The following is a 20,827-nucleotide window of genomic DNA, read 5'->3' as shown; positions in this document are numbered from 1 at the left end:
GTAGACGACATCTGTCCAGCCATAAATTAGCCCAATTAAATCATGAGTTTAGAGTGAAAGAGCCATATTGACCGAAAACTGAGCGGAAGAATCCTCTTCAGCCCATGCTTTTCTGTGGCCTTTTTGCCAGCCACCACGGCACTCCTCAGGGCCAATCCGCAAACTTCGAACGCCTCAGCTCCAGCCGCCGCCATATGTGCGGTAAAAGATATGCATGCCGATGCGGCCGACCTTCACCATCTCGGCCGCCCATCTCGGCCGAACGTAGACGGCATGGTAGTGAGTGGCCGAGCCGACTTCCGGCAGCCAGATCTTGCCAGCCGTCACGGCCATCGCGACCTGACGGGCGATGCGCCAGTGTTCCGGCGAATTGACCCGATCCTTGACGTTGTCGCAGGCGAAGGAGAACTGGCAGGCATTGGTCCAATCCTCATTCTGATAGACGACGCCGCAGATGGTTTTGGGATAGGCGGGATTGCGGACGCGATTGAGGATGACCTGGGCGACGGCCGCCTGCCCCTTCACGGACTCGCCGCGCGCCTCGAAATAGATGCCGGTCGCAAGGCACTGCTGCTCATCCGACGAGAAGACCGAGGGCGGCAGGACATTGGCTGCCCATAGATGATCCTTCGGTCCGATCTGCGGCACGAAACGGCCCTCGCCGTCCTGATCCTTGGCAAGAATGGAATCGAAAGGCGAGACACGGGCATAGTCCGGCGCCGGCGATGCATAGGCAGCCGCCAGGACATCGGCATTCCGATTGGTGATGAGGTTTGCCAGATAGGCCGGCACGCTATCGTCCGGCTTCGGCGGCTGCTTCTTGTAGAAGGCAGTGGCGATCTGGATTTCCTTGCCGTCGAGCTTCGGCTTCAGGAAGGCGGTGCGCTCACCGGTATCGGATTCCGGCCGAAACAGCATGCTTTGCCGATCCAATACCGAGCCCGCGGAAAAATCCTTCGGCGGCTGCATCGGCGCTATGGCAACGACGCGGCCTTTCTTGTCCTGGCGGTTGATCCGCTCCTCATCCGGTCTGGGATCGCTGCCTTTTTGTTCCGACTGGAATGCGACCCGCCGCCCGTCCGGCAGCACCAGGCCGCCATCGCCCACCGCGGCCGCCGTCTTGGCATCGCCGAAGGCAAGTTCCGCCTGATGGGTGGAGCCGGCCGGCGATGCGGTCATCACCATGCGCCAATTCGCCCCCTCCCTGTCGATACCCGCAAGCAGACCCGCGAGATCGCCATAGGCGGCTGGAGATGGGAAGATCAGCCAGGCACAGAGCCCGAAGACGGCCGGCGAAGTCCAGTTTTTCGGCAAAAAACTCAATTTTCGGCTGACATAACGCGAGCGAGACAACACCGGACTCCAAACGGCACTCGAAACCAGGAGCCGAATAATCTCCCATTAACCTTGATGGATGGTTAATTCAGGCAAATCTGTGATCGTGAATCCGGCAGACTTCCCAGCACAAGAGAAACTTCCGAGCACAAGAGAAAAGGCCCTGCGGACATCCACCGGGCCTTTGAAGGGAAAGCTATGGCATTCGCGTCAGATGATGACGTGCGAGCCCAGTTCCACCACGCGGTTGGCGGGCAGGCGGAAGTAGTCTGAAGGATCGGTCGCGGCGTTGGCAAGCGCGATGTAAAGCCGGTCCTGCCAGTGCGGCATGCCCGATTTGGCATCCGGCACGAGCTTGCGGCGACCGAGGTAGAAGGAGGTCGACATGATGTCGAATTTCAAACCGGTCTTGCGCAAGGTCGCGAGCGCCTGGGAGACGTTCTGCGATTCCATGAAGCCGAAGCGCAGCTCGACGCGCGAGAAGCGATCGGAAACCTTTTCGACCGAATAGCGGTCCTCCTGGAGGACACGCGGCTTGTTGGTGGTGCGGATCGTCAGGATCACGTTCTTGTCGTGCAGGACGTGATTGTGCTTCAGATTATGCAGCAGCGCGGCCGGTGCGGATTCCGGATCGCTGGTCAGGAAGATCGCGGTACCAGGCACGTGGGCGGGCGAATGGTCGCTCTTGCGCTCGATCGAGCTCACGAAGGATGACAGCGGGATATCGGTGTGCCGCGTCTTTTCCATCAGGATCGCCGTGCCACGGCGCCAGGTCCACATGATGACGGTGAACGCGGTTGCGATCAGCACCGGAACGTAGCCGCCATCATGAATCTTGATCAGATTGGCGCCGAGGAAGACGAATTCCAGCAACAGCAGCGGCGTCAGCACGGCAACGGCCATGGGCAGCGTCCAGTTCCAGCGAACACGAACGAATTCGAAGGCCATGATCGAGGTGACGACCATCGCACCGGTAACCGAGATACCATAGGCCGTGGCAAGGGCGTCCGAAGTCTTGAAGGCCAGGACCAGGAAGATGACGCCGAAGAACAGGACGGTGTTGACCGACGGCAGGAAGATCTGGCCGGTATTGGTCTCGGAGGTGAACAGGATTTCCATGCGCGGCAGGAAGCCGAGATGGATGGCCTGGCGCGTGAGCGAGAAGGCGCCCGTGATGACGGCCTGGCTGGCGATGATTGTCGCCATGGTGGCGAGAATGACCACCGGCAGGATCGCCCAATGCGGATACATCAGGAAGAACGGATCGGACATGGCCATGGGCTCACGCAGCACGAGAGCGCCCTGGCCGAAGTAATTCAACGTCAGCGACGGGAACACCAGTACGAACCAGGCCCACTGGATCGGACGGCGGCCGAAATGGCCGAGGTCGGCATAGAGGGCCTCCGCACCGGTGACCGTGAGGAACACCGCGCCGAGCACCACGACGCCAAGGAAACCTTCCCGCATGAGGAAGTTCACCGCATACCAGGGATTGAGCGCTGCCAGGATGCTGTAATCATCGGAAATATGCATGATGCCGACAAGGCCCATGACGATGAACCAGAGAGCCGTGATCGGGCCGAAGAAACGGGCGACGGCACCGGTGCCGTGCGACTGGATCGCAAAAAGCAGCGCCAGGATGGCAACCGATATGGGGACGATATAGTCTGACAGCTGCGGGGTGACCAGCTTCAGGCCTTCGACGGCCGAAAGAACCGAAAGCGCCGGGGTGATCATCGCATCACCGAGGAAGAGCGCGGCACCCAGCAGGCCGAGGAGCATCAGAATGGCGGTATGGCCGTTAGCCGTCTTCATCAACAGCGCCAGCAGCGACAGCGTGCCGCCTTCACCGTCATTGTCTGCGCGAAGCAGAAAAAGAACATATTTGATCGTGACGATGATCGTCAGCGTCCAGAACATCAGCGAGACGACGCTGATGACTTCGCCGCGCGTCAAACCGTCAGCGGCTACCGGCTTCAGTGCTTCGCGAAAGGCATAGAGGGGGCTCGTGCCGATATCGCCATAAACCACGCCGACCGAACCGAGGGCGAGGTATGCGAGCTTACGAGCGTTCATTTTCCCGTCGGGAGAATGATGGTTTTCGTTAGACATTCAGGATCACTAGACTCTCAGAGCCAGCCTTTCCAGCGAAAAAAGAAAAACGGAACGATGGCGGAAACCACCATCAACAACAACGATGCCGGGTAGCCGTAGGCGAAATGCAGCTCGGGCATATGCTCGAAATTCATGCCGTAAACGGACGCCACAAGCGTCGGCGGCAGGAACACCACGGAAGCGATCGAAAAGATCTTGATGATGGCATTCTGCTCGATATTGATCAGCCCGAGCGACGCATCCAGCAGGAAGGTGATGTTTCCCGCGACGAAGGATGCATGCTCCGACAGTGACTGGACATCCCGCGAGACGTTGCGACACAGTTCCCTGGCCTCGCGGTCCTGCTGCATGGTGGGGATGGTATGAAGGAAGGTCAGCAGCCGGGACAGCGAACTCAGACTGTCGCGTACCTTACTGAGCGTACGGTGATAGCCTGCGATGTCCTTGAGCTTTTCTTCCAGATAGTTCGCCGGGCGGCGGATCTTCTTTACGCGATCGCCGAACACGTGCACCGACAATATATCGATACCGGAGACGGTCTGTTCAAGCACCTCGGCTGTACGGTCGACGATGGTTTCGAGAAGTTTGGCTAGGAGCGCGACACCGGTGCGCCGCTCCTGCGGAATGCGCTGCAGCGCCGCGATGAACAACGCGAAGGATTTGGGCTGCGCATAGCGGATGGTGACAAGCCGATGTCCCGTCAGAATGAAGGCGACATCGGTCAGCATCGGCAGATTGGTATCGGCCTTCCACAACAGGGAAGCGGTCAGAAAGACCGAGCCGTTCTCGACGTAAAGCCGGCTGGAAGGCTCTATATCCTTCATGTCCTCGCGCGTCGGCACTTCGAACCCAAGCAGGCGCTCGATATTGGCCTCTTCCTCGCGCGTGGGATCGACCATGTCGATCCAGGTGGCATTGTCAGGCAATCGGTCGGCGGCCGAGAGATCGGGGAGCTGAAGCGGTTTGGAATCTGAGCAATAGGCAGTTATCAACTGCTTGCTCCCGCGGCAGCGGGAACGGCACTCAAGTCGAGGCACTTTGCGCGCACTCGCCGCGATCCCACCAATGGCCAATGAAAAAAGCTCATAAAACCCCGGTCGTATCCCGCCGGTCCGGCCGGGAATCCGTGTCCATGTTCCATTGCGCTGCTGTACCAATCCTTCGTCCGTCCTGGCGGAGGCGCCTGCTCGGACGAAATGAAACCACCATGCGGCGGAGGGCGGTCATCGGAAATGCTCGACCAGTTCCACGCCGGCGGCGCATATGCAGCAAAGCTCGCAAAGAATCAAGTCACAACCTCTTCATTGCGCGATTTCACCGCAGTTTCGATGATCTTGCGAAGTCATAGCACAGGATGCCGACAAGACAATGCGTCGCTATACAGAAAGCAGACAGGTCTCTGTAAATTATTCGAATACGATCGATGGCGCAGCGCGCTGTGGTGTGCCTTCCACTTGCCTCCAAACCTTGGCGGCAATCTCGCGATAAATATTCGCGACGATCCCATTCGGTTCGGCGGCGACGAGCGGCGTGCCGGCATCGGAGGTTTCACGAATGCCCATGGTCAGCGGTACTTCGCCGAGGAAAGGCACGCCGATGCGCTCGGCCTCCTTGCGCGCGCCGCCATGGCCGAAAATATCATAGCGGGCGCCGGTGTCCGGCGCGATGAAATAGCTCATGTTCTCGACGATGCCGAGGACCGGAACCTCGACCTTGCGGAACATGTTCAGGCCCTTGCGTGCATCGATCAAGGCGAGATCCTGTGGCGTCGAAACGATGACGGCGCCGGCAAGCGGCACTTGCTGCGCCATGGTCAGCTGCACGTCACCCGTGCCGGGCGGCATGTCCACCACCAGGACGTCGAGTTCGCCCCAGGCGACTTCGCGCAGCATCTGCAGGAGCGCGGATTGCACCATCGGCCCGCGCCAGATCATGGCGGTTTCTTCCTCCACGAGGAACCCCATCGACATGACCTTGAGGCCATAATTCTCCATGGGATTGATGATGCGGCCGTCGATCTGGGTGGGGCGCCCAGAAATCTTCAGGAGGCGCGGCATCGAAGGGCCATAGATATCGGCATCCAGAATGCCGACGCGCAGGCCGTTGGCCAGCAGGCCCAAGGCGAGATTGACCGCCGTCGTCGATTTGCCGACGCCGCCCTTGCCCGAAGCAACCGCGATGATGGCCTTCACTCCGGGCACGCCGATCTTGGCGGCTCGAGGCGGTTGTTGCTGACCATGCGGATGGGAGTGGCCATGCGGGGCAGCTTGCGCCGGTGCCGGCCGGGCGACGGGTGCACCGGCCTTCTTGTCGGCGGTCAAAGCGACCAGGGCGCCCTTCACTCCGGGCATTTCCTTGATGACGCGCTCGGCCGCGAGCCGCATCGGCTCGAGATCCTTGGCGCGCTCGGCAGGAACAGTAATGGAGAAATAGACCTTGCCGTCGGAAATGAAGACATCCGACACCATACCGAGTTCGACGATATTGTGCTCCAGGTCCGGGCCGCGAACCGTCTTCAACGTTTCCAGCACCTGTTCCTTGGTGATATCTGCCATTCCATCCTCACTGCACGATCTTCATCCGGAGCGCAGCATCTGCCCGCACTTCCTGAAATCTTTCTGGTTTAGATAGTAGAGCGGCGGGACTTCGCCAAACGAAATTCAAGGCGCTGCCGATAAAAAGCGCCTTCGTTGCGGCCGGCAGGTCCGCCGGGTCCATCTATGACCCCACCAGCCGCAACGGTCTCCCAACACGGACAGACGTTCGCCGGTCGGCATAGAGCAATCGCTTGGAAGGAATAGGGCAAGGTGGGAAAAATCGCCTCATCGGCGGCTTCGATCTTTGTGAGCGTGCCAAATAGGCAACAACCGCCGCCGACACCCTTTGCCTGGGAAGCTATGGCAACAGCATCGGCGACGGTCGTTTGATCCGCGCCCGTTTCATCGGCGCTGTTATCAAAGTCCCCTCTGGACCTCTGCCATTTAACAAGCAGGAAGCATGCCAGTTTTCGCGGAGTTAAAAAAATCGCACTATTTCAGTGGCTTGGCGAGGAACTGATGGACTTGACATGACCGATGCGCCGATGTTCCTCGTCATATTTTATTCGCAACGCACAAAATTCATTCAGGAACTGCCCGAATTGCGGTCAATAGGCCGCGTCCTGCCCGCACTTAAAACTGACGGCGGCATCTCCGCGAACGCACAAGGATTACTTGATCAGACCGACACGTAGGGCCTTGGCAACGGCCTGCGTGCGGTTGACAGTGTCGAGCTTCTTGGTAGCCCGGTTGAGGTAATGATTGACCGTATGTTCGGATAGAGACAGGATTTCGGCTATTTCCGCACTCGTCTTTCCCGCCGCCGTCCAAATCAGGCAGTCGATCTCACGATCGGTAAGGGCGTCAACGACGCGAACGTCGAGATTGCGGATCTCAGCGAGCCGATCGAAGACATGGATGGCAATGTAGGAAAGATCCTTGATCTCCTCGGATGAAAAGAGATCGCGATCACCCGCCAGGGAGACTGCACCCCGAAGACCGGAGGCATCGTGGGTCGGCAGGTAAAGGAAACGCGTCATGCGAAAACGCTCGAACAAGGTGACGACGAGCTGCGATTTGCCGGCATCGCGATCGGGGCTCGCCACCACCTCATAGACAAAGGGAAGTGTGGAGTTGCGCAAGCGCATCAATGCGGGGCTGGTCGGCAGCAGCCCTTCCTGATCGTAAATCGACAGTAGTTCAGCCGGCCAATTGTTGATCACCGAATTGCTCTGAAGTTCGAAAGAGGTAATCGGCGGTAAATTGAGTACCATGAAAGCACGGCAGCGATAGGCCTCGGTCAGCCCCTTCATGAAACGGAACACATCAAACTGAGTCTTCAGCCTGCCGATTTCCTCGATATAATCCTCGCCACGAGGGGGTGTTCCCGCCTGTACCAATGCCGCCATCATCAGTCTTCTTTAGTAAAAGAGGAAAAAAATACGGAATTTCCGTATCTTGCCCCCCAGCGATTAACGCACCGGCGCCGATATCTGGCACCCGCCGAAATATAAGTTTTCGAAATTCGTGGCAGCTTCAACGATCTTTACTATGTCGTCCGGTCATAATCTGGCCAAATCCTCGATGACTCCAGCAATCATTCACGGATAATGGCAGCTCTTACGCATATCTCAACAGTAAAATTCAAGATTAACGGGCAATTTGGCTAAAGTCCGGCATTGCCAGCATTAAAATTGATAAGACCGTAACGGCCGGGCCGAGAATTTGCGGAACTAGCGTTTCGGGCCCATGCGATTGCGCATATCCATCATGATCGAATCAGCTGCCGCCACAACGAGGGGCGCCCATGCCTGCAAGCTCTGCGGCGTGACGCGATAGGCCGGTCCGGTGACCGAGATACCGGCCAGCATATGACCATCATCCGAGCGGATCGGCGCGGCAACGCAGCATATGCCCCTTTCGTGTTCCTCGAGATCGAACGCATAGCCGCGCCGCCTGACCTCGGAAATATCCGAGAGCAGCTCTCCGGCATTGCGAAGCGTCTGCTCCGTATAGGGATGAAATCCGATACCGGCGATCCGGATTGCAAGATCGGCATCGTCGAGCGCGGAAAGCGCCGCCTTGCCGACGCCGGTACAATAGGCCGGCGAGGCATTGCCGATCTGCGAATACATGCGAATGGACTGCCGTCCCTCCACCTTGTCGAGATAGATGACCTCCGCCCCATGCAGAACGCCGAGATGCACAGTTTCGCAGGTGACGTCGTGCAGGCGTTGCAAATGCGGCTCGGCAACAGAGCGAAATTCGTTGCGCGCCCAGCTGCGCGAGGCAAGCGTCAAAAGTCTGAGACCGATGAGATATCGACCGCCGCGATCGACCTCCAGAAGCCCCTCCTCGACGAGATGCGACAATTGGCGATGCAGCGTGCCGCGCGGCTGATCTGACAGCGAAAGAATATCGGTAAAGCGCATGGGGCCATCGGCAAGCGCAACGAGATCGAGCAGCGCGACGAGTTTCCCAAGCGTTCCGGTTTCCCGGTCGCGGCGGCCATTCGCTTTCACGCCTTCTGTATTCAGATCCATGCCCTTCCATTTATCGCTGGCACTGCAGCGTTATCCTTGACACGATGGAAGGGTAATCCGATAATTCCATATAGTCAAATTTTGTTCCACTATATGGAACATGATAATCCATCTCGGAGGAGAGATCTTGGTTGAAACGCACGCGCAATTTCCCGATCTGAAGGATCGAACCGTACTCGTCACCGGCGGCGGCTCCGGCATCGGTGCGGCACTTGTAGAGGGTTTCGCCAAGCAAAGTGCGAAGGTTGCCTTCATCGACGTTGCGGAGGAACCGAGCAGGGCGCTGGCTGCCAAGCTTTCGACGGAATCCGCCCATCCTGTCATCTTCTATCATGCCGACCTGCGCGATGTCGGCGCTATCAAAAGCACGGTCGCGGCGGTCGAATCCGATCTCGGCCCAATCCGCGTCCTCGTCAACAACGCAGCCTGGGACGATCGGCACGATATCGACACAACGACCGAGGAATATTGGGACAACAACCAGGCGATCAACCTTAAACAGGTCTTCTTCGTCTCGCAGGCGGCGGTCCCCGGCATGCGGGCCGCCGGCGGCGGCGCAATCATCAATTTTTCCTCGATCGTCTTCAAGACCAGTCCGCCGCAGCTGTCTTCCTACGCCGCAGCGAAGTCCGGCATCCTCGGGCTGACCAAGAGCTTTGCCGGGCGCTTCGGCCCTGAGAACGTTCGGGTCAATGCCGTCCTGCCCGGAATGGTCGTGACCAAGCGGCAGCTCGACCTCTGGCTGACGGAAGAGGGAATGGCGGAGACGATCGATCGGCAATGCCTCAAGCGCGTGCTGAGCGCCGACGATCTGGTGGGACCGGTGCTTTTCCTGGCGTCCGACTGCTCGGGCGGCATGACCGGACAAGCCATCACCGTCGATGGCGGCATCTACTAACGAAAGACTTTGGAGCATTTCTCATGACCAAGCCCGCATATGTCGCGGTGGACTGGGGTACCAGCAGTTTCCGTCTGTGGCTGATCGGCGACGACGGAAGCATTCTGGCAGAGCGCCGGAGCGGCGAAGGCATGACCACGGCGGCCCAGGCGGGCTTTGCCAAGGTCCTGCAGGTCCACTTGGACGCAGTGTCCGCACCGGACACCATACCCGTCCTCGTCTGCGGCATGGCCGGAGCGCGCCAAGGCTGGGTGGAGGCCGGATATATCGACACGCCGGCATCGCTTGCCGCGATCCTCACCGGCGCCGTTTCCGTGCCCGGGCAATCCCGCGACATCCGCATCCTGCCGGGCCTTGCGCAGCGCAGCCGGCAGGCACCCGACGTCATGCGCGGCGAGGAAACGCAGCTGCTCGGCACGATCGCCGCCGATGTGAGGGGCGAACAGCTCGTCTGCATGCCGGGAACGCATTCGAAATGGGTGCGCGTGCTTGATGGCCAGGTGACGGGCTTCTCCACCTTCATGACCGGCGAGCTCTTCGACGTCATTACCAAGCATAGCATACTGTCGCATGCCGTTGCCGGCGCGGCGGATCAGCCTGCCGATACAAAGGCATTCGAGACGGCCCTCAGGACGGCGTTCGACAAACCTGCCCTTGCGACCAACCTGTTGTTCACCGCGCGTTCGGGCCAGCTTTTGCACGGACTGACCGCAACCGGTGCGCAGGCGCTGATATCAGGAACCCTGATCGGAGCGGAAATTGCCGGTGCGCTTGCGTCAGCCGCGCAGAACGCGGCGATTACGCTTGTCGCTTCCGGCCGCCTGCAGGCTCTCTATGAGGATGCGTTCCGCGCCCTATCTCTCACCTACAAGACCATCGACGCCGACGCCGCCGTCCGTCGCGGCCTTTCCGCCGCAGCCGAAGCGATATGGTTCAAAAAAGAAAGCAAAAGCTGATGACCACCCGCATCCCCTTCCCGCCCATGAAACGTCCGCTCATTGCCATTCTTCGCGGCATCAAGCCGGAAGAAACGGCCGATATCGTCGGTGCGTTGATCGAGACCGGTTTCGGGGCAATCGAAATTCCGCTGAATTCGCCGGAGCCTTTCCGGTCCATCGAAACCGCGGCCAAGATGGCGCCCGCCGGTTGCCTTATCGGCGCGGGCACGGTGCTGACGGTCGAGGATGTCGACCGATTGGACAGCGCCGGCGGCAAGCTGCTCGTCACGCCGAATGTCGAGCCTGCGGTCATCAGCCGTGCCCGCGACAAGGGCATGGTAACGATGCCCGGCGTATTCACCGCAACGGAGGCACTTTCCGCCGCCCGCGCCGGTGCCACCGGCCTTAAATTCTTCCCTGCCGGCGTGCTGGGTGCCTCCGGTATCACCGCCATCCGCGCGGTCCTGCCGCCGGAACTCGTCATCGCCGCGGTCGGCGGCGTTTCGGACAAGAATTTTGCCGATTACACCAAGGCAGGCATTCTGGCTTTCGGTCTCGGCACCAGCCTTTACAAGCCTGGAATGACCGCGGCAGAGGTTGCCGAACGCGCCAAGGCCACCATCTATGCCTATGATGCAGCCATAGGAGCCTGACTATGACCGATATCCATGATTTTCAGGGCAATATTCTCTGCAACACGTCCTCCGTCCTGGGGGAAGGCCCGACTTACGACCCCGACACGGACACCGTCTGGTGGTTCAATATTCTCGGCAAGGAACTGCACGAATTGCACCTGCCGACGGGCAAGAAACAGGTTCACCAGCTGCCGATGATGGCAAGCGTGCTGGCCCGCGTCGATGCGGAACGGCAGATGATCGCCACGGAACAGGGCCTCTTCCTTCGCAACATCGCGACCGGCGAGCTGAGTTTTTATGCGGCCATCGAGGCCGACAAGCCGGAGAACCGCTCCAATGACGGGCGCACGCATATTTCCGGGTCGCTCTGGATCGGCACCATGGGCAAGCGCGCGGAGATGCAGGCGGGCGCCATCTATCATGTCGCCGGCGGCAAGGTCACCAAGATCTTCGATCAGATCAGCATTCCGAACTCCATCTGCTTTTCGCCCGACGGCACGATCGGCTATTTCACCGACACGCGTGTCAGCCAGCTCATGCGTGTTCTCGTCGACCCGGAGACGGGGCTTCCGACGGGCGAGCCGATCGTCATGGTCGACAGCATGGAAGATCCGGGCGGGCTCGACGGCTCGGTCTGTGACGCCGATGGCTATATCTGGAACGCGCGCTGGGGCTCCGGTTTCGTCGATAAATACAGCCCGGACGGCCTGCGCATCGAACGTTATCGCGTTCCCGCCATGCAACCTTCCTGCCCGGCCTTTATCGGCAAGAATGCCGACCGGCTGGCAGTGACGACCGCCTGGGAAGGATTGGACGACGAAGCCCGTTCCATGCAACCCCAGGCCGGCGCGCTCCTGGAACTCGGCCCGACCGTGAAGGGCGTCTTCGACCCGAAATACAAACTGTGATTGAAATCCCTCTTCAGGCGCTCCGTACTTGAAGAGGGATTTGCTTTGACGATCGACACCCTATCAGCTTCCACTGGTTTGCAAAAAATCTGAATCCGTATCGATCTCTTTTCTAGTTCAGCCAGTCCCTCAGGTTGTTTTTTGAAACGGCAACCTATTGTTTTCATGTTCGGTTCCCTTCATTTTCAACTTGCAGCCACCGACTTCTGCAACTTTTGACGGAACCAAAACCTCAGTGAACCATTTGCCTTTATAACCGACACGATGAATGTCGGTAAACGGAGGTTCCACTCGCGCTGGTAAGCATGCGCATCCGATAAAGCATGCCCATCAGAATGAAAGGTAGGTTCACGATGACTGGGAAACTCTTCACTTCTGTCGCTGCAGGCGCAATCTTTGCCACCGCCTCGGTGCTTTCGCCGATGGCGTACGCTCAGGCGCAGCAACCGTCGAACGGCGGTACCGGCAACGCGCCGGTGACGCAATCGGCCCCTGCAACGCCGGACGCCGCAAAGCCGGATAGTTCGACGCCGGAGACCAAGGCTCAGGCGCCCGCTCCGACTGGCACTCAACAGGCCAGCGGCTACCTGACCACACAGTCGGCTGATCAGATCAGTGCCAAGACCTATATGGGCCAGTCGGTCTATAATGGTCAGAACGAAAGCATCGGTAGCATCAACGACCTGATCCTGCAGAAGCAGGGCGGTGTTGTCGCCGCGATCGTCGGCGTCGGCGGCTTCCTTGGCATCGGCCAGAAGAACGTCGCCGTACCGTTCGACAAGATCAATGCGACGCAGAATCCGCAGGACGGCACGGTCAAGCTCACGACGACCGAAACGGCCGACTCGCTGAAGGCCGCGCCGGAATTCAAGACGCTGGCAATGCAGGCTTCCGACAAGGCGGCAAGCTCGGCGGGTACGTCGACAATGCCGGCGACGGACAACACTACGACTTCGTCGACCACCAACAAATAATGCTCAAATAAAATAACGGTCAGGCGAAATGCAGAAGCGGCGGCCCTTCCCCGGCCGCCGCTTTCTTTGTTTTCCGGAACGAAAAGCCGCTGCGCACCTTTCGTGAACTTGGCTTCAAGCATACCGCGCAAAAGTGTGCAGCGGTTTTGCGACAATGACATGCCCAAGATCAAAGGCCTGAAGCGCGGGAAGTGAATCTGAAAGATCGCGTTGCGCTTCAGGCGATCTCGCGTTCGTTGCTGAGTTCCAAATAGTGGCTTTGCAGATAACGCAGGGTCGCGGCGCTGTCGGCCGGCTTGCCGAAATAATAGCCCTGCCCCATGGCACAGCCCAGCGCCTTCAGTTTCGCCGCTTCTGCATATTCCTCGATGCCTTCCGCCACCACGCGCAGTTCGAGCCCCTCACACATGGCCAGCACCGCCTTGATGATATGTTCGGACACCCGATCCGAATTCATGCGAGAGACGAAGGCGCGGTCTATCTTAACCTTGTCGAAGATGAATTCGCGCAAGCGCCCGAGGCTGGATTGACCGGTGCCGAAGTCATCGAGCGAGATGCGCGCACCCGCGGCGCGGAGATCGGCTATGATGCGTTGCGCCGTGTCGGCCGAACTCATGACCGCCGTTTCGGTGATTTCAAGCTCGAGGCGATGTGGATCGAGGCCGGCGCGCGCAAGGATGGCAAGGATGCTGCTGCTGGTCCCGGGATCCATCAATTGCGCCGAAGACAAATTGAAGGACAGGAAAAGCTCGCGCGGCCAGGAAAGCGCCGCCTCTGCCGCCTTCCGCAGAAGCGTTTCGGACAAGGCATCGATGAAGCCGCGCTCCTCGGCGAGCGGCACGAAGACAGCCGGGGAGACGAAGCCGAGGTCCCGATCGTTCCAGCGAGCGAGTGCCTCGAAGCCGACAACCATGTTGTTGGCGAGTGAAACGATTGGCTGGAAATGCACATCGATGGCATCCGAAATGATGGCATTGCGCAGCGCCTGCTCAAGCTGGGTCGCGCGCTTCATTTCCTGAGCGATTTCTCTGGAATAGACGGTGATCTGCCCGCGGCCGCGACGCTTGGAACGGTAAAGCGCAGTTTCCGCATTCTTCAGGAGGTCGTCGAATTCCTCTCCGGCGAAAGGATGGATGGCGAAGCCGAAAGAGGCGGAAAGCCTGACATTGCGATCGCCGAGATCATAGGGTGCCGAAAGCACCTCGCGGATCATCTGCCCGAACTTCTCGGCTCCGACGCGCTCGAAAACCAAGGGAAGAACAAAGGCGAATTCGTCGCCGTCATGGCGCGTCACCGTCGCTCCATCGGGAATGCAGGCCTTGAGGCGATGCGCGACCTGGCAGAGAATTTCGTCGCCGGCTTCGACCCCAAACAGGTCGTTGATCGGCTTGAAGGCATCCAGATTGACGATGCCGATGGTGAAGGGTGCCGGATCGCTGGCCCGCTCGAGCGAAATCGAGCGCGTGCGTTCGCGCATACGATGTCGATTGCCCAATCCGGTGAGCGGATCGGTATAAGCGATTGCCTGTGGCTCCTGACTGACTGGCCCTGGCAGCGTTTCAGCCGATTTCATATGCGGTCCCGACGTTTTCTCCACCCTCTAAAAAGCATGACGGCGAAGTCTTAACAAAGAATAGCGGGAGGACGGTGATTCAATGCCGGCGATAAGTTGTCGTCACCGACGATCTCCTTGTAACATCTATCTATTTTGCGCCTTGTGGAGACTGCGCATATACTTCTGGAACACCGTCTCGATGATGTCGGGACTGACCGGTTTCAGGATGACATCGTCCATGCCGGCATTCCCACACTCCTTGCGGTCGCGCTCGAAGGCCTGCGTCAGCACGCCGACGATCGGCGTATGGAAGCCGATCCCATTCTCCGCATTGCGGATCAGCCTTGCGGCCTCGAAGCCATTCAGGCCGGGCAGCGAAATATCCATCAGGATCAGCTCCGGGCGATGCTCCTGCCACAACCGCACCGCCTCGTCGCCGCTTGCGGCGATCACATAGCTATATCCCAAACCTTCCAGGATCTGAGAGAAGACGATCTGATTGATGTCGTTATCTTCGGCGACGAGGATCTGTGCCCGACGATCGTCACCGGCCGTGCGACGCCATTCCGGCAAGAGCCCCGCTTCCGTAACATCCCCGGGCTCGCCGCGGATATTGCGGTTGACATGGCGAGCGATCAGAAAGGCAAGTTCCGTGGCAAGCTGCGAACCATCCAACGACAGAGCGGCAAGGTTCTGCCGTTCGGCCAGCTCGATGCCGCGCTTGCCCAGCTGGTTGTCGACGATGACCAGATCGATCTTGACGCCGTGCGCACTCGCCACGTCCAGAAACGCCGCCTCTTCGTTCTCATTATGAACGACGCAAGCCTCGAAACCGTATTTCTCGAGTGTCTTCAACGCCGCCGTTTCTGCAGAAAAGTCAGGCGTAACGACGAGAACCTTGCGGCCGCTGAAACTTTCCGGAACGAAGGTCTCCATGGCGGCAGGACGGCGCGAAATGGTCTGCAACGCGGCCATGGGGACATAGGCACGCCGATAGGAGCGGTCGCTGTTTTCCCGGATATGCGAGGCAAGCGCGAATTCGTCGAAATCGCCACCATCCTTGGGCAGATCCTGCATGGTGCAGACAAGGAAATAGCGGCCGGATTTGCCGATACGCTGCTTGCGCGTCACGATATCGCGCTCGATGCCGTCGCGGGCAATCTGGCGCTGCCGCGAGATCGACATCTCGCCGGTCTCGATCACATGCCGGTCGCTCTCGTGGAAGCGATTGGCAAGATCCGTGGAAAAGAGATCGATGCTCTTGCGACCCCGCACCTCATCGGCCGCCGTCTGGTATTTTTCGCAGAACGCCCTGTTGACCGCGACATAGACGAGGTTTTCGTCCTTGACGAATACCGGGAATGGCAGGTTATCGAGAATATCCTCGGTCAGCTGCACGCGCTCCATGTCGACGCGCCATTGCTCTTCGCGCTTCTTGACGTCGGAGACGTCGGAGATGATGCAGAAGCCGATGCCGGAAGACAGCCGCCGCTTGCTGATGCGCACCCAACGGTCATCGGTGAAATGCTCCGTCGTCTCGAAGCGTTCCCGCCAGTGCGAGGCAATGCGCTGCGATATCCAGCTATCGCGGTTGGCGGCCGTCTTGGCCTGATTTGCCAGAGGCCGCATGCCCGTGTCGAAGACGGCACCGAGGAAGTCGCGCAATCGCGTCGACGGCCGCAGGTATTCCGGTTGGATCGGGAAGAAATTCAGAACCTGGCGGCTGGCGAACAGCAGCAGATCGTTCTTGTCATAGGCAAAGAACGCGCTGGAAAGACCGTCACAGAAAGCATCGAAGAACATCGCCTGCAGATTGCCGCCAAAGGACGCATCCGCAGTCGCCTTTGCCAGGGCTGCCTTGTCAATCTCGGCAGTCATTCGTCCGATTCCTACGCTCAACCAGTTTTACAGCAGGGCAAACCGACGGGTGGCCTGCTCGATAAAGGGATGTTTGAAAAGTTGCATGCTGGCCTGTGTACTTGAAGCAGATGGCGCCTGGCTCATGAAAGTTGACGGCCACCAACCTGCCATCAAGAGCCGTCGGCACGCACGAAGCGCGCCACCTGTAGTCATTTCAAGCTTCTCTCCTACAACCTGTCATCATTCCCTTAAGCATTGATTAAATTTCTTAACAAAGCCCCAGAGGCGGAAACGGTGAAAGAAGGCGAGCCGATCGCCTTTCCTCTTTCCACGCCGCCGCGAATCCACGACAATGACGCCATGGCCATCAAGCAACTCTCCGAAACATTGATCAACCAGATCGCCGCCGGTGAAGTGATCGAACGCCCGGCAAGTGCTGCCAAGGAGCTGATCGAAAACGCTCTGGACGCTGGCGCCACGCGCATCGAGATCGCGACTGCCGGCGGCGGCAAGGCGCTGCTGCGTGTCACGGACAACGGCTCCGGCATGGAAGAGGCGGATCTGGAACTTGCTGTCCGGCGTCATTGCACCTCGAAGATATCCGAAACGCTCGACGATATCCGCACCCTCGGTTTCCGCGGCGAAGCCCTGCCTTCCATCGGTTCCGTGGCGAAGCTTTCGATCGCGAGCCGCAGGATGGGTGCAACTGGCGGCGCAGAGATCGCGGTTGCCGGCGGCAAGGTTCTGTATCTGCGCCCGGCGGCCGCCAATCCCGGCACGATCGTCGAGGTGCGGGATCTGTTCTTTGCGACGCCGGCGCGCCTGAAATTCCTGAAAACCGAGAAGGCGGAGGCGGCCGCGATCACCGAGGTCGTCAAGCGCATGGCGATTGCCTTTCCGCGCGTCCGTTTCGTGCTGTCGGGCAGCGACCGCTCGACGCTGGAATTTCCGGCGACCGGCGATGATCATCTCGCCCGCATGGCGCAGGTACTCGGCGCCGAATTCAAGGACAATGCCATCGCGCTCGACGCCGAGCGCGAGGATGTAAGCCTGACCGGATTTGCCGGCGTGCCGACCTTCAACCGCGGCAACTCCGCCCATCAATATGCCTTCGTCAACGGCCGGCCGGTCCAGGACAAGCTGATCCTCTCTGCGATCCGCGGCGCCTATGCCGAAACCATCCCTGCCGGACGCTATCCCATCGCCGTGCTTTCGCTGACGCTCGATCCGGCGCTGGTCGACGTCAACGTGCATCCGGCGAAATCCGACGTGCGTTTCCGCGATCCGGGGCTGGTGCGCGGCCTGATCGTCGGTGCCGTTCGAGAAGCTCTGGCGCGCGAGGGCGACCGCGCGGCCACGACCGGCGCGGACGGCATGCTGCGCGCCTTCACCGCCGGTCGTTCCGGCTTCCGGCCGGGTTGGCGACCCTCGCCAGCTCCGGCCCCTTGGGCGGCCGAAACGTCGCCGTCTCGTCCCTACGAAAGAGCGGCGGCAACGGCAGGCTACGGATTTGCCGAAAGACCGCAGGCCGCCTTCGAGGGACTTGCCATGCCCACCGCGCGCGCCGAAGTGGCGCCCCCGGTGGAACCAATGCGAACCGAGGAGCCGGCGCGCTTTCCGCTGGGTGCCGCCCGCGCGCAGCTGCACGAGAACTATATCGTCGCCCAGACGGAGAACGGGCTTGTGATCGTCGATCAGCATGCAGCTCATGAGCGGCTGGTGTTCGAGGCCATGCGCAAGGCCTTGCATTCGAAGCGGCTGTCCTCGCAGGTGCTGCTCATTCCCGAAATCGTCGACTTGCCCGAGGAGGATTGCGACCGGCTGATGGTGTTTGCCGAGGAACTCGGCGAACTGGGGCTCGCCATCGAACGCTTCGGGCCAGGCGCAGTCGCCGTAAGGGAAACGCCGGCCATGCTGGGCGAGGTCGACGCACAGGGCCTGGTCCGGCAGTTGGCCGATGAGATCGCCGAATGGGATACCGCCTCTGGCCTTGCCGCCAAGCTGGAATATGTGGCCGCGACCATGGCCTGCCACGGTTCGGTGCGCTCAGGCCGGCGCTTGCGACCGGAAGAAATGAATGCGCTTTTGCGGCAAATGGAAGCCACGCCCGGGTCCGGGCAGTGCAATCACGGACGGCCGACCTATATCGAGCTGAAGCTTTCGGACATCGAGCGGCTCTTCGGACGCAGCTGACGGCAGTCGTTTCGAAAGGAACTTTCCGGGGAATGCTCTGGAAAAGTCGTCCCCGCCGCATAATTTTATCGTTATGTCGAAGTCGATTTGGGGATAGAATTATGCAGCAGATTTAAAGTGCTGCAGCGACCTTTACGCGTCATATTTGACGGGCGGCGCTGTAGTGCGGTATGGCAAACAGATGACAGAGATCAAGGACGCCGTCAGATGAATCTTTTCGAAGGACATGGAAACCGCGAGGCGAAAGTTCGCTATCTCGACGGCGATTTCCAGATCCTCATGCCTGGCTCCTATGTCGTCTGCGCCATGACCGGCAAACATATCGCGCTCGATGAACTGCGCTATTGGAGCGTTGCCCGCCAGGAGCCCTATGCCGACGTCATCACCTCGCTCGAAGCCGAAAAGCGCGCCGGCGCGCTGCCCAATCAGAAGCGCTGATTTCTCGCTGAGCAGCTGATCTAGTTTTAAGCCGTTTTGCCGCGCTTTTCCCGCAGTCGACGCTCGCGGGCGGCTGCAATGGCCCTGTCGATAATCAGAGCCGGCGCCTGCGGATCGGCAAAGACCATGTCGATCTCGACTACCCTACAGCGCTGCAGCAATTCGTCGGCGCGCCCATGATGGCCGATCAGGCGCACATAGTCCTTCGATGTCGTGACGATTTCCAACCCTTCGCGCGAGGCTATGTCGAGCATGTCGGAGACATCGTCTTCACCGGGATGTTCATGATCGCCGAAGCTGCGCGCGATTACGATGTCGGCCCCCAGCGTCTCGACCGTGCGGAAGAACTTGGCCGGATCGGCAATGCCGGCGAAGGCAAGCACCTTGCGGCCGCGCAAATCCTCCTGCCCACGCACCCTGACGCTTGCGGAAAAGAAGGGCTTCCCCGCCCTTGCCGCCAGGCGAACGATGCGATCGGCGGCAGTGCCCTCACCCACCTTCAAGAGAGCGGATGCATAAAGAAGCTGTGTGCGCAGCGGCGCACGCACAGGGCCGCCTGGAACGAGATGGCCGTTGCCGATGCCTCTGCCGGCATCGATCACGACCAGCGCGTAGTCGATCGCAAGCTGCGCGCTTTGGAAACCATCATCCATGATGATGAGGTCGGCGCCCTCCCGCACCAACCTTTCCGCGCCATCGGCCCGGCGACGGGCAATGACCGTCAGCGCCTCACGGGCAAGCAGCAGCGGCTCGTCGCCAACGGCCGTGGCATGATGATGCGAGGGATCGACGATCGTGGTGACGTCGAGCGAACCGCCATAGCCGCGGCTGAGGAACCCTGGCTTCAGCCCCTTGGCTTTGGCAGCCTGGGCAAGCGAAAGCGCCGTCGGCGTCTTGCCGGCGCCGCCGACCGTGAAATTACCGACGCAGATAACAGGCACCGGCACGGAGGCGCGTTTGCCATTCACCATGCGATGCCCGGCGATACGGCCATACAGGAAGGAAAAGGGTGAGAGCCCCCAAGCACGCCAATCCGGCTTTCGCCACCAGAAAGGTGGGGCTTCCGATACCATGCGTCTAATCCAGCCCTATTCTTGTGCCTGCGACGAACCGCAAGAAAAGGCAGATTGCGTGAAAAAGCAAGCCATTGCCACGATCAGGCCGATTGCGCCGCGGGCATGAGCAGGCCTTCCAGCTCGGTAATGTCGTTGAGGCAATAGTCCGATGCCCCCGTCAGCGTCTCGCGCGAGCCGGTGCCCGTCAGCACGCCGACGGTCAGGCCGACGCCGGCGTTGCGGCCCATATGAAGGTCGTGATTGTTGTCGCCGACGACGGCGACCTGTGCCGGCGAAAGACCGGTTGCCGCATAGAAGCCGAGCACCATGCCCGGCTCCGGTTTGGTGCCGAAGCCGCTGTCATAGCCGGCGATGTAATCGAGATAATCGATGAAGCCGAAGCGGCGCGCCGTCTGGCGGATGGAGCGCTCATTGTCGCTGGAGGCAACGCCGAGCTTGTAACCGCGCTCATGCAGCCGCCGGAAAAAGGCCGAAAGATCGGTGACGGGCGAGGAGAAATCGGCCGCATGCGCAAAAAGCGCATCGAGTTTCTCCACCAATTCCGCGACATCCACTTTCGAGCCGGCGGCCACCAGCCCCTCCGAAATCTGTCGGGTATTACCTGCCGCAAGCAGGCTGTCCGGAACGATGTGGCCGGTGATCGGATCCATGCCGCAGGCGGAGAGAAGATGATCGGCGAGAATGGGATCGTCCTGAGCGGCAATCCTGGCGAGCTCGCGATTGACCGGCAGCCAGCTCTGATCATAATCGAGCAGCGTGCCGTCCTTGTCGAAAAGAATGCCCGCAATCGCTCCTAGCTTGACCGCCGTCATGCCCTTGCCT

At 59.9% G+C, this 20,827-nt stretch carries 18 protein-coding genes; 8 read left to right on the top strand and 10 right to left on the bottom strand.

Features of this window, described 5'->3' with window-relative positions; all coding sequences use genetic code 11:
• Window positions 1-174: 174 nt before the first annotated feature.
• The 4 genes from DQ393_RS07335 to apbC form a co-directional block, all read right to left on the bottom strand.
• Entirely contained in the window at window positions 175-1,353 is a 1,179-nt protein-coding gene (locus DQ393_RS07335; RefSeq protein WP_112341114.1) for a cell wall hydrolase, read from the bottom strand.
• 192 nt (window positions 1,354-1,545) lie between these two features.
• Window positions 1,546-3,411, bottom strand: coding sequence for a potassium transporter Kup (locus tag DQ393_RS07330; RefSeq protein ID WP_432421990.1), 1,866 nt, complete (start codon window positions 3,409-3,411; stop codon window positions 1,546-1,548).
• A gap of 53 nt (window positions 3,412-3,464) precedes the next feature.
• On the bottom strand, window positions 3,465-4,442 hold the full coding sequence (locus DQ393_RS07325) for a magnesium transporter CorA family protein (RefSeq protein ID WP_112341112.1): 978 nt from the start codon (window positions 4,440-4,442) through the stop codon (window positions 3,465-3,467).
• 414 nt (window positions 4,443-4,856) lie between these two features.
• A complete protein-coding gene (apbC, locus tag DQ393_RS07320) occupies window positions 4,857-6,005 on the bottom strand; it encodes an iron-sulfur cluster carrier protein ApbC (RefSeq protein WP_112341111.1) in 1,149 nt (382 codons plus the stop codon).
• Between the two features lie 512 nt (window positions 6,006-6,517).
• Here apbC and DQ393_RS33360 point away from each other — a divergent pair.
• Window positions 6,518-6,682, top strand: a complete 165-nt coding sequence (locus tag DQ393_RS33360; RefSeq protein ID WP_162737087.1) for a hypothetical protein — start codon at window positions 6,518-6,520, stop codon at window positions 6,680-6,682.
• Here the strand turns inward: DQ393_RS33360 and DQ393_RS07315 are convergent.
• Entirely contained in the window at window positions 6,659-7,399 is a 741-nt protein-coding gene (locus DQ393_RS07315) for a helix-turn-helix transcriptional regulator (protein WP_432421989.1), read from the bottom strand. The genes DQ393_RS33360 and DQ393_RS07315 overlap by 24 nt on opposite strands.
• A gap of 321 nt (window positions 7,400-7,720) precedes the next feature.
• On the bottom strand, window positions 7,721-8,530 hold the full coding sequence (locus DQ393_RS07310; protein ID WP_112341110.1) for an IclR family transcriptional regulator: 810 nt from the start codon (window positions 8,528-8,530) through the stop codon (window positions 7,721-7,723).
• A 100-nt stretch (window positions 8,531-8,630) separates the two neighbouring features.
• On the opposite strand from DQ393_RS07310, the gene DQ393_RS07305 reads away from it, so the two are divergent.
• The 5 genes from DQ393_RS07305 to DQ393_RS07285 all read left to right on the top strand — a co-directional run bounded on the left by DQ393_RS07305 (window position 8,631) and on the right by DQ393_RS07285 (window position 12,883).
• Window positions 8,631-9,428: an SDR family NAD(P)-dependent oxidoreductase gene (locus tag DQ393_RS07305; RefSeq protein ID WP_181592297.1), complete on the top strand. Its 798-nt coding sequence runs from the start codon at window positions 8,631-8,633 to the stop codon at window positions 9,426-9,428.
• Window positions 9,429-9,451: 23 nt separating this feature from the next.
• Window positions 9,452-10,384 (top strand): 2-dehydro-3-deoxygalactonokinase, encoded by a 933-nt coding sequence (locus tag DQ393_RS07300; protein WP_112341108.1) that lies wholly within the window; start codon window positions 9,452-9,454, stop codon window positions 10,382-10,384.
• Entirely contained in the window at window positions 10,384-11,019 is a 636-nt protein-coding gene (locus tag DQ393_RS07295; protein WP_112341107.1) for a 2-dehydro-3-deoxy-6-phosphogalactonate aldolase, read from the top strand. The genes DQ393_RS07300 and DQ393_RS07295 overlap by 1 nt, the downstream gene beginning before the upstream one ends.
• Window positions 11,020-11,021: 2 nt before the next feature.
• Window positions 11,022-11,909 carry an SMP-30/gluconolactonase/LRE family protein gene (locus DQ393_RS07290; protein WP_112341106.1) on the top strand — a complete coding sequence of 296 codons (888 nt, stop codon included), beginning with the start codon at window positions 11,022-11,024 and terminating at the stop codon, window positions 11,907-11,909.
• A gap of 353 nt (window positions 11,910-12,262) precedes the next feature.
• Window positions 12,263-12,883, top strand: coding sequence for a PRC-barrel domain-containing protein (locus DQ393_RS07285; RefSeq protein WP_112341105.1), 621 nt, complete (start codon window positions 12,263-12,265; stop codon window positions 12,881-12,883).
• Window positions 12,884-13,100: 217 nt separating this feature from the next.
• On the opposite strand, the gene DQ393_RS07280 is transcribed toward DQ393_RS07285, so the two are convergent.
• Together DQ393_RS07280 and DQ393_RS07275 are read right to left on the bottom strand one after the other, a co-directional pair.
• Window positions 13,101-14,456: a putative bifunctional diguanylate cyclase/phosphodiesterase gene (locus tag DQ393_RS07280; protein WP_112341104.1), complete on the bottom strand. Its 1,356-nt coding sequence runs from the start codon at window positions 14,454-14,456 to the stop codon at window positions 13,101-13,103.
• Between the two features lie 126 nt (window positions 14,457-14,582).
• On the bottom strand, window positions 14,583-16,316 hold the full coding sequence (locus DQ393_RS07275; RefSeq protein WP_112341103.1) for a response regulator: 1,734 nt from the start codon (window positions 16,314-16,316) through the stop codon (window positions 14,583-14,585).
• A 342-nt stretch (window positions 16,317-16,658) separates the two neighbouring features.
• Between DQ393_RS07275 and mutL the strand changes: the two genes are divergently transcribed.
• Both mutL and DQ393_RS07265 read left to right on the top strand, forming a co-directional pair.
• On the top strand, window positions 16,659-18,491 hold the full coding sequence (mutL, locus tag DQ393_RS07270; protein ID WP_112341241.1) for a DNA mismatch repair endonuclease MutL: 1,833 nt from the start codon (window positions 16,659-16,661) through the stop codon (window positions 18,489-18,491).
• Window positions 18,492-18,698: 207 nt separating this feature from the next.
• Window positions 18,699-18,929 (top strand): DUF2093 domain-containing protein, encoded by a 231-nt coding sequence (locus tag DQ393_RS07265; protein ID WP_069612411.1) that lies wholly within the window; start codon window positions 18,699-18,701, stop codon window positions 18,927-18,929.
• A 26-nt stretch (window positions 18,930-18,955) separates the two neighbouring features.
• On the opposite strand, the gene lpxK is transcribed toward DQ393_RS07265, so the two are convergent.
• Together lpxK and DQ393_RS07255 are read right to left on the bottom strand one after the other, a co-directional pair.
• Window positions 18,956-20,002, bottom strand: coding sequence for a tetraacyldisaccharide 4'-kinase (gene lpxK / locus DQ393_RS07260; RefSeq protein WP_112341102.1), 1,047 nt, complete (start codon window positions 20,000-20,002; stop codon window positions 18,956-18,958).
• A gap of 83 nt (window positions 20,003-20,085) precedes the next feature.
• Window positions 20,086-20,817 carry an HAD family hydrolase gene (locus DQ393_RS07255; RefSeq protein WP_112341101.1) on the bottom strand — a complete coding sequence of 244 codons (732 nt, stop codon included), beginning with the start codon at window positions 20,815-20,817 and terminating at the stop codon, window positions 20,086-20,088.
• Between the last annotated feature and the right edge of the window lie 10 nt (window positions 20,818-20,827).

It is taken from the genome of Martinezella tropici (assembly GCF_003287875.1).
Classification (GTDB): domain Bacteria; phylum Pseudomonadota; class Alphaproteobacteria; order Rhizobiales; family Rhizobiaceae; genus Rhizobium; species Rhizobium tropici_C.
The sequence above is the reverse complement of the archived record's forward strand: the minus strand, read 5'-3'. Positions and strand labels throughout refer to the sequence as shown.

What these genes read in the sequence shown, in the direction of transcription:
- DQ393_RS07330 (WP_432421990.1), bottom strand. Translation starts at nt 3,411, where the DNA reads ATGAACGCTCGTAAGCTCGCATACCTCGCCCTCGGTTCGGTCGGCGTG.
- apbC (WP_112341111.1), bottom strand. Translation starts at nt 6,005, where the DNA reads ATGGCAGATATCACCAAGGAACAGGTGCTGGAAACGTTGAAGACGGTT.
- DQ393_RS33360 (WP_162737087.1), top strand. Translation starts at nt 6,518, where the DNA reads ATGACCGATGCGCCGATGTTCCTCGTCATATTTTATTCGCAACGCACA.
- DQ393_RS07315 (WP_432421989.1), bottom strand. Translation starts at nt 7,399, where the DNA reads ATGATGGCGGCATTGGTACAGGCGGGAACACCCCCTCGTGGCGAGGAT.
- DQ393_RS07310 (WP_112341110.1), bottom strand. Translation starts at nt 8,530, where the DNA reads ATGGATCTGAATACAGAAGGCGTGAAAGCGAATGGCCGCCGCGACCGG.
- DQ393_RS07305 (WP_181592297.1), top strand. Translation starts at nt 8,631, where the DNA reads ATGATAATCCATCTCGGAGGAGAGATCTTGGTTGAAACGCACGCGCAA.
- DQ393_RS07300 (WP_112341108.1), top strand. Translation starts at nt 9,452, where the DNA reads ATGACCAAGCCCGCATATGTCGCGGTGGACTGGGGTACCAGCAGTTTC.
- DQ393_RS07295 (WP_112341107.1), top strand. Translation starts at nt 10,384, where the DNA reads ATGACCACCCGCATCCCCTTCCCGCCCATGAAACGTCCGCTCATTGCC.
- DQ393_RS07290 (WP_112341106.1), top strand. Translation starts at nt 11,022, where the DNA reads ATGACCGATATCCATGATTTTCAGGGCAATATTCTCTGCAACACGTCC.
- DQ393_RS07285 (WP_112341105.1), top strand. Translation starts at nt 12,263, where the DNA reads ATGACTGGGAAACTCTTCACTTCTGTCGCTGCAGGCGCAATCTTTGCC.
- DQ393_RS07280 (WP_112341104.1), bottom strand. Translation starts at nt 14,456, where the DNA reads ATGAAATCGGCTGAAACGCTGCCAGGGCCAGTCAGTCAGGAGCCACAG.
- DQ393_RS07275 (WP_112341103.1), bottom strand. Translation starts at nt 16,316, where the DNA reads ATGACTGCCGAGATTGACAAGGCAGCCCTGGCAAAGGCGACTGCGGAT.
- mutL (WP_112341241.1), top strand. Translation starts at nt 16,659, where the DNA reads ATGGCCATCAAGCAACTCTCCGAAACATTGATCAACCAGATCGCCGCC.
- DQ393_RS07265 (WP_069612411.1), top strand. Translation starts at nt 18,699, where the DNA reads ATGAATCTTTTCGAAGGACATGGAAACCGCGAGGCGAAAGTTCGCTAT.
- lpxK (WP_112341102.1), bottom strand. Translation starts at nt 20,002, where the DNA reads ATGGTATCGGAAGCCCCACCTTTCTGGTGGCGAAAGCCGGATTGGCGT.
- DQ393_RS07255 (WP_112341101.1), bottom strand. Translation starts at nt 20,817, where the DNA reads ATGACGGCGGTCAAGCTAGGAGCGATTGCGGGCATTCTTTTCGACAAG.